The sequence below is a fragment of the Myxacorys chilensis genome (genome assembly GCF_059505265.1).
This window is the reverse complement of the sequence record NZ_JCACKG010000280.1, coordinates 1-14,439: the sequence shown is the minus strand read 5'-3', so window position 1 is coordinate 14,439 and position 14,439 is coordinate 1. Positions and strand designations below refer to the sequence as shown.

Below are 14,439 nucleotides of genomic sequence, written 5' to 3'. Positions count from 1 at the left end.
GCAGACACATCAATTGTTTCAAGAAGAAACAGATTTAGAAGAAACCAAGAGTCAACCCTTGGCTAACCGGGAAGGTTGCGCCAATTCCGAGCCACATTGTAACAGCCGTTCCAAACAGGAACACAGCCATTGCAACCGGACGACGGAATGGGTTTTGGAACTTGTTCACGTTCTCAATGAACGGAACCACAATCAAACCTAGCGGTACAGAACCCATCAGCACGACACCCAGCAGCTTGTTCGGCACAAGACGCAGAATGTTGAACACAGGGTACAGATACCACTCAGGTAGAATTTCAAGTGGAGTCGCAAATGGGTTTGCAGGCTCACCGATCATCGCAGGATCGAGAACCGCCAAACCGACGCAGAGTGCGATCGTGCCCAAAATTACGACCGGGAAAATGTAGAGCAGGTCGTTAGGCCAAGCAGGTTCACCATAATAATTGTGACCCATGCCTTTGGCCAACTTAGCTCTCAACTGTGGATCACTTAGATCCGGCTTCTTAACGGTTGCCATTCGTAAAGGCTCTCCTTAAAGGTCAGAAGTCAGCAGAGGAAAACAGCAAGCAATCTATAGAGTAGAACTAAACAGAAGATTCTTGAACCTGTAAAGCGACGGATATTGTCACGTTTTACAATGGGCCAGAAATACCTTGCTTCCGAATCATCAAGAAATGCGCCAGCATAAACACGGCGATTAGCCATGGCAACACAAAGGTGTGTGCGCTGTAGTAGCGAGTTAGAGTCGATTGACCGACGCTTGCACCACCTCTAAGCAAATCTGCAATCAGCGTACCTACAACCGGAATCGCTTCGGGCACACCCGACACGATTTTGACTGCCCAGTAGCCAACTTGATCCCAAGGCAATGAGTAGCCTGTCACGCCAAAGGAAACGGTGATCACCGCCAGGATCACGCCCGTTACCCAGGTCAACTCACGAGGCTTTTTGAAGCCGCCCGTCAGATAGACCCGGAAGGTGTGCAGAATCATCATCAGCACCATCATGCTGGCAGACCATTTGTGAACCGAGCGAATTAGCCATCCAAAGTTGACATCATTCATGATGTACTGAACGGAGGAAAACGCTTCTGCCACAGTGGGCTTATAGTAGAAGGTCATCGCAAATCCAGTGGCGAACTGGATCAGAAAGCAAGTTAGCGTAATTCCGCCCAGGCAGTAAAAAATATTGACGTGAGGCGGCACGTACTTGCTGGTTACGTCTTCCGAGAGCGCTTGAATTTCAAGGCGCTCGTCAAACCAGTCGTACACATTTGCCATAAAGCAAGCGTTCCTAAAAATGATTGCTGTTCATAAAAAATGTAACACAAGAGTAACGGTGATTACACCTTGGAAAGAGGCAATTGGACAGGAATTGAGGCGTTTGGGACTTGTTTTCAAGACATTTGTTAAGCTTAATACTTTGTTAAGAAATCTTTCCTTCGATTCAAGGTTTGAAAGCTTTATAAAACTTTGTCAAAGTAAGACAGACTACACTGTATAACCGTTTCACGCTACGATCGCTGACTATGAGAAAACGCTCTTCTTGGTTCCGCTCGCTCATAATTGGGATTCTGTCGGTGGCAATCGCACTTGGCGTCGTGTCTCCAGCCTATGCCCTGACTGAGAATCAAAAGCTTTTGAACGAAGCTTGGCGAGTCATCGATCGCGCTTACGTCGATTCGACCTTCAACCACAGCAATTGGTGGGCAGTGCGGGAGAAATATCTGAAGCAGCCATTGCCGGATCGAGAAGCGACCTACATGGCGATCGCAAAGATGGTTGCGGTGTTGGACGATCCGTTTACGCGGTTGCTCAAGCCCGATCAGTATCGGAGTCTGCAAACCACGACTTCTGGAGAGTTAACCGGCGTTGGCTTGCAAATTGCCCTTGACCTGGAGACAAAGCTGCTCAAAGTGATTTCTCCAATTGAAGGCTCACCAGCCGCGAAGTCTGGCATTCAAGCGGCAGATATTATTTTAAAGATTGATGGCGTTTCGACGCAGGGCTTGAGCCTCGATGAAGCCGCAGAGCGAATGCGGGGCAAGATTGGCAGTCAGGTGACGCTGACCGTAGCGCGAACCGGACAGACGGAGCAGGATCTAGTGCTGAAGCGCGATCGCATTGCGGTTAATCCGGTCGTGGCAGAACTCCGCCCTCAAACGAACGGAAAAAAGGTGGGATACCTGAAGCTGAGCCAGTTTAACGCCAATGCAACGATGGAAGTCGCTCATGCGATCGCAAAGCTAGAAAGCCAAGGCGCAGATTCTTACATTCTCGATTTGCGAAATAATCCAGGCGGCTTGCTAAACGCGGGTGTTGAGATTGCGCGGCTTTGGCTAGACGACGGCACGATCGTTTACACCGTTAACCGTCAAGGAACGATTGGCAGCTTTGAAGCGCTGGGCGGTGCGTTAACCAACGATCCGCTGGTGGTGTTGGTCAATCAAGGCACCGCTAGCGCCAGCGAAATTCTAGCAGGCGCACTGCACGACAATAAACGCGCCGCCATTGTAGGCGAAAAAACCTTTGGCAAAGGCTTAATTCAATCGCTATTTGACCTGTCTGATGGGGCAGGATTAGCGGTTACGGTCGCGAAGTACGAAACGCCAAATCACACGGATATCAATAAGCTAGGCATTCAGCCCGATCGCATCGTGGCCCTTGACCAAGCCATTAGCCTCGATCAAATTGGCACGGCGGTTGATAATCAGTATCAAGCGGCGGTTGAGACTGTCACCTCAGATTCTCTCGTCGCCGGAAACACGTGAGGGCTGAATTGTGGGATTTGAGCGGGTGTATCACGATCCGTTGCATGGTGCGATCGCGCTCAACAGCAACGACCCAACCGAAGCGCTGTTAATCAACCTGATTGATACTCCTGCCTTTCAACGATTGCGACGAATCCGGCAACTCGGTCCTGCCAGTCTCACCTTTCACGGCGCGGAAGGCTCGCGGTTTACTCATTCGATCGGGGTAATGGCGGTGGCGCGGCGAGCCTTCGATCGCATCGTCCGGGACTATCCGCAACTGCTGCCTCATCGTCCGATTGTGCTCTGTGCGGCCATGCTTCACGATATTGGGCATGGTCCATTTAGCCATACGGCAGAAGAAATCTTTGGCAGCGATCATGAGATCTGGTCACGGCAGATTCTGACTCACTCTGCTCCAATTCGGCAGTTGTTGGATCAGTTTTCGCCAAGTCTGCTGGGTCAAATCGAGCAGGTTTATGCCAAAAAATATCCGTTGCCGATCGTCTGGCAGTTGATTTCGAGTCAGTTAGACTGCGATCGCTTGGACTATTTGATGCGCGACAGCTACTTCACAGGCGCGTCTTACGGCAAGATTGACCTCGATCGAATTCTGATGGCGCTGCGATACGATCTGGTCAGCCAACAGCTGGTTGTGGCTCAGAAAGGCATCGCCGCGATCGAGCATTATTTAGTCGTCCGCTATTTCATGTACGCTCAGGTCTACAACCATCACAAAAATATTGCAGCGACGTGGGTATTGTCGAAAGTCTTTGAACGGGCAAGACAGCTATTTCAAATTGGAACGTTGATGGCGGATGAGAATGTCAGTGCTTGGTTAAGTCACCATTCCCCTTCCTTAGAGCAATATCTGGCGACCGATGACGGGGTGTTTGTCTATCATCTTCAGCGCTGGCAACATCACGACGATCCGATACTGTCTGACATGTGTCGTCGATTTTTGGATCGCGATTTACTGAAAGCGCTAGAGGTAACGCATTTAGATGAGTGCGATCGCGCCATCCTGCTAGAAAAAGCGCATCATTGGCTGACTCAAGCTGGACTTGATGCTAACTATTACGTAGGTTTAAGAGTTGCGGTGAGTCGCGGCTACACGCTATATCACAAAGGCATTAACATTCAAACAACCAAAGGACTGCGAGAAATTAATGAGCTGTCGCCGCTCGTGCAAACTCTATCGCAACCAACGCAGCGAGTTTGGTTAATTTATCCACGTGAAATTGAATTTCAGTTAAAGCACAATGAATGATGGAAAAGCAGTTCTCTTGATCGTTGTCGACATCGACATCGCTGGCATCAAATTAGGTTCATAACATTCATGACTTTGCCTGCTGGTTCTCACTTGCCGCCGCTGCTACAAACCCTCGCGATCGTAGCTCAGCCCCTAAAATTTCTCGACGCTTGCGCCGCTCAACACGGCGATACCTTCACGCTTCGAGTCCTCGGCATTAACTCACCCCCTGTTGTTTTCTTTAGCAATCCTCAATCAATTCAATCGATTTTTACAACGCTGTCCGACTCGTTTGAGTTTGGTCAAGTCACCCACATTTTTCGTCCGCTGGTCGGAAATCAATCGCTGATTATGCAAGCGGGAGCGCAGCATCAGCGTCAGCGTCAGTTGCTCATGCCCGCGTTGCACCGAGAACAGCTTTACAGTCAGGGAAATCTGATTTGTCAGCTAACGCGATCGCGAATTGAGCAGTGGCAAACTGGATCGTCAATTTTTATTCGCCAGGAGATGGCGGAGATTTCGCTTCAGGTCATTTTGCAAGTTGTCTTTGGACTTGTGCCAGGCGAACGCTACGAGCGACTTCGAGTGCTACTGAGCCAATTGCTAGAAGCGATTACGTCGCCATTGTATTCAACGCAGTTCTTTTTTCCAGTGCTTCAGCAGAACTTAGGAAAACAGAGTCCTTGGGGCGATTTTCTCCATCGGCAGAAGGAAATTGACTCGTTGATTTTTGCAGAAATTGCAGAGCGGCGGTTGGCTTCGCCAAACTCTGAAGGATCGCAAAATCTTAGCCAGCGAACGGACATTCTATCGGTGCTGATGACTGCCCGCGACGAGCAAGGCGAGGCGATGGGCGACCAAGAACTTCGAGATCAACTCATGACGTTGCTGCTGCTAGGACACGAAACGACAGCCTCAGGGCTGACGTGGGCGTTCTATTGGATTCATCGTCATCCAGAGTGTTTGACACGGTTAGCGCGTGAATTAGAGGCCATGGGAGACACGCCCGATCCAGTGGCTCTATCTCAGTTACCGTACTTAACTGCCGTTTGTAAAGAAGCATTGCGCGTTTACCCGATCGCGCTGATTGCTCAGCCGCGCAAAGTGAAACATGCGATCGCGCTGGAGGGCTACCATTACGAACCCGGAAGTGTCCTCGTTCCCTGCATTTACCTCGCTCACCGCAGAGCCAAGACCTACAAGAATCCAGATCAGTTTCAGCCAGAACGGTTCTTGGAACAAAAGTTCTCACCTTATGAATTTTTTCCGTTTGGCGGTGGCAATCGGAGTTGTATTGGAATGGCGCTGTCACTATTTGAGATGAAACTGGTGTTGGCAACCGTTTTATCTTGTTACGAATTGCAAACGAATTATGACCGTCCTGTACGCCCAAGTCGGCGCGGCATAACATTTGTGCCGCCTGACCAATTCCGGCTCTCGGTGATGCGTAAAAAATCTTCTTGTGTGTTGGTTTAGTCAATGGAAATCACCGAGTCGATTAAGATCAGCTAATAGTCTAAGTGCAGTCTTTTTGATTTCGCTCTGTGAAGCTCTTTCGGGCTTCGTCGAGCCAATCGCAGATTGCTTTTGCGATCGTCTAGATCTCGGTGTGATTCTTACGGGGTTTCACCTTGCATCGATCGCAGGTTCATTAAAGCTAACCTTTAGATTTGTTTGCTCATGACAGCTATTCAGTATCAACTCGATCAACGTCCTACTTATAAAGACCTATATCAGTTTTTACTTACCTGCAAAGAGTCCATTTCTGATCTTCAAGAGCGACGCATCGCTAGTATTTCTCTAGCAATTGAGCCAGTTGATCTATTAGCTGTTTTACATTCTGTTGTTAAACCGACTCAGCGTCACTTTTATTTTGAAAAAAGCGGTCATCAAGAAGCAATTTTAGCGTTTGATGTAGCCTTGCAATTAGAAACAGAAGGTCGTCATCGTTTTGCTGAGGCGAAAGAGTTTATTCAAACCGCGTTAGCCAAAATAACTTTGTTTGGAGACCTAAATGCCCCTTTTGCTGGGGCACATTTTTTCTGTAATTTCTCGTTCTTTGATACGAGCGAAGAAGATGCATTTGCCGCCGCATCGGTCTTTCTACCCGCTTGGCAGATTGTCCGATCTAGCTCCTTGTCGAGTCACGAGTGGCTTTGCCAAACTCCGCAAGAGTTCACACGGAACTTAGAGGAGCGCTACACAGTTGTTGCAAACATTGTCATTGATGCTGATTTTGATGCTGAAGCAACTGTCAACAGGGTATGGCAAACACTGCAAAAAATTCAAGCCGTTAAATATGAAGTGGTGAATTTGAGCGATGCTAATAAAACATTTTTTCAACAGAAATTTGTAGCCCCGCCCGAACAATTTATAACCTCTGTTGCTGCGGCATTAGATCTGATTCGAGCCAACCAGTTTCACAAAGTAGTTTTAGCTCATGCGCTGGATATTTTTTCTCCACTGCCGCTCAACTTAGTGGCTTCGCTACATCATCTTCAAACGTTGTATTCAAACTGCTATATTTTCTCAGCCAGTAACGGGAGAGGCTCAACCTTTATCGGGGCAAGTCCTGAACGGCTGGTCGGTATTTCTCAAATTCTCTCAGAGCGTACCCTGACTACCGATGCTCTCGCTGGGTCCGCCCCGCGTGGCAAGACCTCCGCAGAAGATGCTCAATTTGCCAACCATTTGCTCAACAGTCGGAAAGAAATTCATGAGCATCAGGTCGTCATCGATTCGATTATGCAGCATTTAAGCACGCTAGGATTATCCCCTCAACTTACCCCGGCTCGACTGCTACAGCTATCTAATATTCAGCACTTGCAAACTCCGATTCGGGCAAGCGTCCCTTCTAGCGTCCATTTGCTAGATGTGGTGGCAGAACTGCATCCGACTCCTGCGGTAGCGGGTGCGCCGAGACGGGAAGCCTGTGAGCAAATTCGCCAATTTGAAGCCTTTGAGCGATCGCTCTATGCCGCTCCGATCGGTTGGGTCGATCATCAGGGAAATGGTGAGTTTGCGGTTGGCATTCGCTCTGCCTTGATTCAAGGCCGTCAAGCGCGATTGTTTGCAGGCGCAGGAATTGTGGCAGGCTCAAATCCTGAGAAGGAACTGGCAGAGGTGCAGCTAAAGTTGCAGGCGTTGCTTCAGGCGATTAGCGCATAGCGCAACTTTGTAGAAACCGCGTAGAGGCAAGAGCAAACCGACTACCGTAGAAGAGCAGTACTCGCTTATTCTGATTTCATGCCGCTCGATTTTCGTAATACTAATACGCTCTGGGCATCTATTCTGACTGAGACGTTAGCACGGCTCGGTCTAAAGACGGCGGTGATTTGTCCGGGTTCGCGATCCGCACCGCTAGCGATCGCGTTTGCTCGCCATCCTAACATCGCCGCAATTCCGGTTTTAGATGAACGCTCGGCCTCGTTTTTTGCGTTAGGAATTGCCAAGCGCACGGGTCAGCCTGTGGTACTGGTTTGCACCTCTGGCACCGCGGCGGCAAATTTTTATCCTGCTGTGATCGAGGCGCGAGAAAGCCGAGTGCCGCTTTTGGTCTTGACAGCGGATCGTCCGCCGGAACTCCGCAACTGTAATGCCGGACAAGTGATCGATCAGCAAAAAATATTCGGGTCGTATGCTAGTTACGTTGAAGTCGCGTTGCCGTCGTTGGAACGGTCGATGTTGGCATATTGGCGGCAAACGATTGTGCAGGCATGGGAGCGATCGCGCTATCCCGTTGCTGGGGTGGTGCATTTGAATCTGCCGTTTCGCGATCCATTACCGCCAATTCAACAGGACGGAATGAGCGAAATCGCCGATCAGTTTCCACATGACTTTTTTGATCACGTTCGCTCGGTCGATGACTTGGTATGGGAAGCAAAATCGTTGACATGGAGTATGCCGGATGCTGGACGTCGGGGAATTATCATTGCTGGGGTTGCTCAGCCCAAGGATGCAGAGCGATATTGCGCTGCGACCTCGCACCTATCAAAAGCGCTAGGAATGCCTGTCCTAGCTGAAGGATTATCCCCGGTACGAAATCACGCCCGCCTTCAGCCCTACCTGATTTCAACCTACGACGCGATTCTGAGAAACGCCGATCTTGCCGAAAAATTAGCGCCAGAGGTCGTGATCCGGATCGGAGAAATGCCAACTAGTAAAGAACTGCGGCAATGGTTAGCGGTGCATCAACCAAAACAGTATGTGATTGATCCGGGGGGCGATCGCAACCTCGACCCGCTCCACGGCAAGACGATTCACATTCCAATATCCGTCGAACACATCACTCCTCCAGAAACAGGCTTAGGTGATTCTCAGTATCTCAACGTTTGGTTAATGGCTGAATCCAACACGCGCCGCAACGTTGATCAGACCTTGGCCGCCGAAGCTAGTTTGTTTGAGGGAAAAGCGGCGTGGCTATTGTCGCAACATCTTCCTAGACAGACTCCGCTATTTGTCTCGAACAGCATGCCCGTGCGCGATGTCGAATTTTTTTGGCAACCGAGCGATCGCGCCATTCAACCGTTTTTCAATCGCGGCGCGAATGGCATTGATGGCACGCTTTCGACAGCGTTAGGAATCGCTCATGAGCAGAGCGCCGTGTTATTGACGGGAGATCTCGCGCTATTGCACGATACGAACGGATTTTTGCTCCAATTAGCGCAGGGTGTAACGTCGCAGAAATCACACCTCACCATCATTTTGATCAACAACAACGGCGGCGGCATTTTCAACATGTTGCCAATCTCCCAATTTGATCCGCCGTTTGAAGAATTTTTCGCCACGCCTCAAAACATAGACTTCGCCAAACTCTGCCAGACTTATGAGGTGCAGTATGAATGCATCCAAACGTGGGAGCAGTTCACCCAGCGACTGAATCCTTTACCAACAGAAGGAATTCGCCTTTTAGAACTCAAAACCGATCGTTACCTTGATGCCCAATGGCGCAAAAATAATCTAGGCACATTCGCAACCCTTTGACTCATGACCTCTGACTGGCACATCGCTAAAACCTACGAAGACATTCTCTATCACAAAACAGACGGAATCGCCAAAATTACGATTAACCGACCCCATAAACGCAATGCTTTCCGCCCCAAAACGATCGTAGAACTATACGACGCCTTCGCGAATGCCCGTGAAGACAGTCGCGTTGGCGTTATTTTGCTAACTGGAGCCGGGCCTCACACCGACGGCAAATACGCCTTCTGCTCTGGAGGCGATCAAAGTGTCCGGGGTCATGCGGGATACATAGATGATGAAGGCGTGCCGCGTCTAAATGTGCTGGATTTACAGCGCTTAATTCGCTCCATGCCAAAAGTGGTGATTGCCTTAGTCGCAGGCTATGCGATCGGCGGTGGACACGTTCTGCAAGTGCTATGCGATCTCACGATCGCGGCTGAAAACGCAATCTTTGGTCAAACCGGGCCTAAAGTTGGCAGCTTTGACGGAGGATTTGGAGCAAGCTATATGGCTCGGATTGTCGGGCAAAAAAAAGCGCGAGAAATTTGGTATCTCTGTCGCCAATACACCGCCGCTCAAGCGTTAGAAATGGGACTTATTAACTGCGTCGTTCCAATCGAGCAGCTTGAAGCAGAAGGCATTAATTGGGCAAATGAAATTCTAGAGAAAAGCCCGATCGCGATTCGCTGTCTCAAAGCCGCATTTAACGCAGACTGCGACGGACAAGCCGGACTACAAGAACTAGCAGGCAACGCTACTATGCTCTACTACATGAGTGAAGAAGGATCGGAGGGCAAGCAGGCGTTTCTAGAAAAACGCCAGCCCGATTTTCGCAAATACCCTTGGCTGCCTTAAAAAATCGCACCGTGATGACGGCACGAAAGCCATACCCCTGTAGAAGCGGTATCAGTAGCATTGCATCAAACGCGATCGCAGAAGGTGGCTCAAGCTAGGAATTACTAACCACAGCAACGTTCACTTCTTCCAAAATTGTAGGTATCGGAGATTGCAGTACCTCCAGCCGCTCTTGTTGCCACATTGGAAGTCCATCAAATTCCCACGCAGGTTCAAAGACAGGGGCGGCGATCGCGCAAGCTTTCCACCGCCCCTGAACCGGCACATCTAATTGAGAACAATGTCCTCCGCGTCTACCTTGCGGAAGGTAGTGCCGACAATGGCGACAAGCTGAAGTGAAGAAGTCAGAACGTTGCATAGTTAGAGGATTTTTTAACGGAATTTGACTGATTAAAAACAAGACTCATGACTCAAGCCGCGACTCAAAGAGCGCGCTGCTTAAATGGCTGTGAAAAAAACAATTTTCTTGACGTGTTGAAACAATCTTCAACTTAACTTCTTTGCTTCAGACTTAAAGCAGTATTCCCACGATCTATTCTGCCTTCTATTTTTTTATGTCATCGCTTCATCAAACAACGCAAACGTATTGCTATACAACGGTTCTAAGGTTTTAGACGCAGCAGACTGACTTTAGATTCTTTTTAGAATTACATTGCAGTGGCTATTTATTTAACTCGGTTTTCTTAAATTGAACGAAATTGGAGGAATTTTGCCTCAAACTGAACAGGGATCAAGTTAAACACCAAACGTTTATACACTCCTTTTAACTGGATGTTTTAGAAATAAATAAGGTTTCTAAATGTAATTATTCCTGCAAGGTATGCTAGTTTCAATTTGTCTTGATACGTAAGTATGCTCTTCTAAACATTCACAAACTTCTGATGAAAGCCAGATATAAATACCCCTAGAATGACGGTTTACAGATATCAAAAAATATGCCTTTTACTGCTTCTGCGCTGAGCAGAGTGAGCAGACTCCCCAACGTTCTAGTTCTCCTGAAGGGGTTGGACACTGGCATTGAGGGCACACCGGCAAGTGCTGGCTACGTTGTTGAATGCGAGTCAGCCATTGGTCAAAGGCAGTTTCTGGAGTGAGACACAGTTGAGAGGCTTGAGCTGCCGCTTTACCCTTCCCCTTGGCAGAACTGTTATCTGAGCACCGACAAGGATGATTAGTCCACACGGTTGTTGTATCAGCAGAGATATCCAGTAAGGGTTGCTGATGCCATTGAACCGTGGAAAACCGAATCTCTTCTAGCGGAACTGCCAACCGATCGTTTAGTTTCTGTAGAATCTTGGGCCGCTCGAATACAAGAGTTTGCGTCCATACCGGACTAGAAACGGCGACTTGTAGAACATTTCGCTGGACTGAAAGCGGACGAGCTTGCGCTGCGATCACGTCTCCAACACACGCTGTCCAATCCGCTAAGATTTGCTCGAACTGCTGCTGTTCTTGGCTTTGAGGCAATTCAAAAGATTGGAGAAGCTGTTGAATCTCTAACATAAATCCTCACTCGTGATCTGTCGTCTGTCAGAGGTAAATTCTACGATCGCTATGTAGTGAGTTAAGTGACTCCTACGAAGTGTTGCTGTACTACCCGTGTTTCTGTACTAATAGTTTTTCCGTACTAGCACGGTTGCGGCTTATCTATCCTGGTGTAGAAGCGATTCAAGCGCGAATAAACTGCTTCATTTCTTAAAGTCTGAACTACACTAAATACGCAAACTATCTGGTAAAAATTCGTAATTTACATCAAGTTAATTACGAACTCCGAATGACGAATTATCTGGAGTGCTACATGCGTCACGATGCGTCGAGTGAGTCTATCCATCCTAAACTACAGCGGGCACTAGACTGCTTAGATATTCGATTAGATGATGAATTAACTCGATATCGACGGCAACGAGTACCCCAACGAGGGACTGTACAAGTGGGACACTCCCTTTCATCGATCATTGCTCCGCCACAACAAAAGCAGATCAAAGCAGCAATGCTTTCACTTGGAGCCGCTAGTTCTCCTCAACTAGCGGGCGCTCATTCCGTCTCCAAAGCGTTTTCGCAAGATCAAGCATTTTCTCAAGATCAAGGTGTTGAGGATTTGAATGTAAATGCTTCCGAGTCCTCGACAGAACTTGCGCGGCTTGCCCTCGATCTAGATTTAGATTCCGGGGCAGAACAGGGTGCGTTGTCTCCCTCAGAGATGACCAAAGAACCCGATCTAGATCTAGACGATAGCGCTGATCTAACCGAAACTAATACTCCTCCTGATGACTACTTAGAATCTTCTGAAGAATTGCTTCAAAGCCTATCGCGAGAAGAATCTCAAGTCGAAGTGGAACGCAGTTTTCTAGAAAGCTTGGTAACACCGCTTGGTGTTGGCTCCATGCTGATGCTATTGCTCTCTAGCGCCATGTTTGGATATGTGATTATGAATCCCGCTAGTCTACGAAATATCGGAAGCATTTTTGCTAAGCGCGAAACTCCTGCTATTCGTCAGGCGACGGCTAATCCTGTGGGGGAAAGCGACGTTTCAGTTGGTGTGCCCTTGGATTCTCAAGAATTTGTGAACTTAGGACTCGACAATCTCGCGACGTTAAAGAGCGCATCCCGAGGAAACGTTCCGATTAGCGCAGGGCGCAACTCCGTAGGAACCGCTGGTCAATCTACTTTGCAACCCTCTGCTTCTTCAAAGACACAGCAACCCGGCTCAAACGAGCAGTCGAATGGTGGCACTGTCGTCTCTCCTCCAGCGCCTAGCTTTTCAGGAGGAACTGCCTCATCCACAGGAGCAACAGCTAGTAGTGCCGCGCCGCCTAGTCGTTCTCAACCTGCTCCTGCCAGAAGCTACTCCTCAGGAACCTCATCGAGTTATGCGAGCCGCTACAGTGCTTCTTCTTCGAGCGGTGGAAGCTACTCTGGGCAGCGATCGCGAAGCGAGCTTCCCTCCCTACAATCGCAACGCAGCTACAGTCCTGCCCCTGCTAGAAGCTACAGTCCTCCCCCTGCCAGAAGTTACAATCCTGCCCCTGCTAGAAGTTATAGTTCGCTGCCGCCGATCAGAAGCTATAGTCCTCCCGTTCGAGCTAAGGTTTACTTGCCGCCTGTTCAAGCTGCTCCAACCGTTGTCAGTCGAACTTCAAATGAAAATCACCCTTATAAAGTGGAAATTCCGTTTACTGGCGATCGCTCTTTAGATGCGGCTCGCAAGGTTGCTCCTGATGCTTACCTGCGTCCTGACGGAAAGATTCAACTTGGTGCGGCTAAGAATCAAGCGGAAGCTCAACAAAAAGCTCAAGCCTTGCAAAATCAAGGAATTTCAGCAGATATCAATCAGCGGTAGAGGGATCAGAAGTGAGGGATGAGGGATGAGGGATGAGGGATGAAGTAAACACGGTCATTCTTTCATCCTTCATCCCTCATCCCTCATCCCTGGAAAATGAAGCGTTGCATCTGCTAAAAAAATTGTTGCTAGTTCACTCTTGCAAGAGGTTTTGTATCCTACGGTAGTATTGAGGAAAATCGGCAAGCGGGGACAGGAGATGAGATCTAGAGAAAAATTGCTTCCATCAGCACCTTTTCTTGACGTCTCACTCTCTACACCCCATACCCCACCTACCGGAGATCTGCTATGGGACTGTTTGATCGAATCTGGCGTGCCATTCGTGCAAATATCAACGACTTCATCGGACAGATGGAAGATCCAGAAAAAATTCTGGAGCAAGCGGTGTTGGATATGCAGGATGAGTTGATTCAGCTTCGTCAAGCGGTAGCACACGCGATCGCAACTCAAAAACGCACCGAGCGTCAAGCATCGCAAGCTCGCTCCACGTCTAACGAGTGGTATCGTCGTGCGCAACTTGCCTTGCAAAAAGGAGATGAAGCTCTCGCACGAGAAGCTCTAACTCGCCGCAAATCGTATTTAGACACGGCTGAAGCGATGGAAGCGCAACTCGGTCAGCAGTCGGGAGTGGTCACGGGGCTGAAGCAAAACATGATGAAACTGGAGAGCAAAATTCAGGAAGCGAAAACGAAAAAAGATCTCTACATTGCCCGCGCTCGCTCTGCCAAAGCCTCGGTTCAGATTCAAGAAATGCTGGGGCGCGTGGGAACGGGTAGCGCCATGAATGCGTTTGAGCGGATGGAAGATAAAGTATTGCAGCTTGAGGCAAATTCAGAAGCGATCGCAGAACTGGGCAGCACCGACCTTGAAAAACGGATTGAAGCGCTCGGTGAAACGGATGAAATTGATGCCGAACTCGCCGCTATGAAGACTCAACTATTAGCGGGTGGTCAATCTTCTCAACTGCCACCCGGTCAATGATTAAACATCTGTTCTAAAGCTTGAATGTCTTTTCTAGGTTTTACAGACTTATTGCTATCTCTGCCTAATCCTAGCGATCGCTCTTGTTCGTTCAACTTGAAAAACCCAGCTTCGGAATCCCGAACAATTTTTGATCGCTCATCATTATAAAGAGACAAAATTTATTACATCTTCTTTTGTGTTGACGTACTTAACGTTAGGAGATGAGAACTGGTCAAAGCCAAAGCTTAATAAGTTCTCATCTCTAGGTTGTGTTGACATTTCAGCGAAGTTCAATCAGCAAGGCAGTGAAATAAA

At 48.7% G+C, this 14,439-nt stretch carries 12 protein-coding genes; 8 read left to right on the top strand and 4 right to left on the bottom strand.

Annotated features, from left to right (window positions below):
- Nucleotides 1-34 precede the first annotated feature (34 nt).
- Nucleotides 35-517 carry a cytochrome b6-f complex subunit IV gene (petD, locus tag AC5JLB_RS28330; protein WP_495877182.1) on the bottom strand — a complete coding sequence of 161 codons (483 nt, stop codon included), beginning with the start codon at nt 515-517 and terminating at the stop codon, nt 35-37.
- Nucleotides 518-632: 115 nt separating this feature from the next.
- Nucleotides 633-1,280 carry a cytochrome b6 gene (gene petB / locus AC5JLB_RS28325; RefSeq protein ID WP_495877181.1) on the bottom strand — a complete coding sequence of 216 codons (648 nt, stop codon included), beginning with the start codon at nt 1,278-1,280 and terminating at the stop codon, nt 633-635.
- A gap of 248 nt (nt 1,281-1,528) precedes the next feature.
- Here petB and ctpA point away from each other — a divergent pair, with 248 nt between their 5' ends.
- The 6 genes from ctpA (at nt 1,529) to menB (ending at nt 9,821) form a co-directional block, all read left to right on the top strand.
- Nucleotides 1,529-2,770: a carboxyl-terminal processing protease CtpA gene (gene ctpA / locus AC5JLB_RS28320; protein WP_495877180.1), complete on the top strand. Its 1,242-nt coding sequence runs from the start codon at nt 1,529-1,531 to the stop codon at nt 2,768-2,770.
- Between the two features lie 10 nt (nt 2,771-2,780).
- The gene (locus AC5JLB_RS28315) at nt 2,781-4,019 is read left to right on the top strand and encodes an HD domain-containing protein (protein WP_495877179.1); all 1,239 of its coding nucleotides are present in this window, start codon (nt 2,781-2,783) and stop codon (nt 4,017-4,019) included.
- 69 nt (nt 4,020-4,088) lie between these two features.
- The gene (locus AC5JLB_RS28310) at nt 4,089-5,477 is read left to right on the top strand and encodes a cytochrome P450 (protein WP_495877178.1); all 1,389 of its coding nucleotides are present in this window, start codon (nt 4,089-4,091) and stop codon (nt 5,475-5,477) included.
- 204 nt (nt 5,478-5,681) lie between these two features.
- Nucleotides 5,682-7,169, top strand: coding sequence for an isochorismate synthase (locus AC5JLB_RS28305; RefSeq protein ID WP_495877177.1), 1,488 nt, complete (start codon nt 5,682-5,684; stop codon nt 7,167-7,169).
- Between the two features lie 78 nt (nt 7,170-7,247).
- Complete coding sequence (gene menD / locus AC5JLB_RS28300) at nt 7,248-8,984, top strand: 2-succinyl-5-enolpyruvyl-6-hydroxy-3-cyclohexene-1-carboxylic-acid synthase (protein WP_495877176.1); 1,737 nt, start codon at nt 7,248-7,250, stop codon at nt 8,982-8,984.
- A 3-nt stretch (nt 8,985-8,987) separates the two neighbouring features.
- Nucleotides 8,988-9,821, top strand: coding sequence for a 1,4-dihydroxy-2-naphthoyl-CoA synthase (gene menB / locus AC5JLB_RS28295; RefSeq protein WP_495877175.1), 834 nt, complete (start codon nt 8,988-8,990; stop codon nt 9,819-9,821).
- A gap of 94 nt (nt 9,822-9,915) precedes the next feature.
- Here the strand turns inward: menB and AC5JLB_RS28290 are convergent, their stop codons facing one another.
- Both AC5JLB_RS28290 and AC5JLB_RS28285 read right to left on the bottom strand, forming a co-directional pair.
- Nucleotides 9,916-10,179: a hypothetical protein gene (locus tag AC5JLB_RS28290; RefSeq protein ID WP_495877174.1), complete on the bottom strand. Its 264-nt coding sequence runs from the start codon at nt 10,177-10,179 to the stop codon at nt 9,916-9,918.
- Between the two features lie 584 nt (nt 10,180-10,763).
- Nucleotides 10,764-11,324, bottom strand: coding sequence for a DciA family protein (locus AC5JLB_RS28285; RefSeq protein WP_495877173.1), 561 nt, complete (start codon nt 11,322-11,324; stop codon nt 10,764-10,766).
- A 271-nt stretch (nt 11,325-11,595) separates the two neighbouring features.
- Here AC5JLB_RS28285 and AC5JLB_RS28280 point away from each other — a divergent pair, with 271 nt between their 5' ends.
- Complete coding sequence (locus tag AC5JLB_RS28280; protein ID WP_495877172.1) at nt 11,596-13,161, top strand: hypothetical protein; 1,566 nt, start codon at nt 11,596-11,598, stop codon at nt 13,159-13,161.
- Nucleotides 13,162-13,449: 288 nt separating this feature from the next.
- Nucleotides 13,450-14,142 carry a PspA/IM30 family protein gene (locus AC5JLB_RS28275; RefSeq protein WP_495877171.1) on the top strand — a complete coding sequence of 231 codons (693 nt, stop codon included), beginning with the start codon at nt 13,450-13,452 and terminating at the stop codon, nt 14,140-14,142.
- The last annotated feature ends 297 nt before the right edge of the window (nt 14,143-14,439 follow it).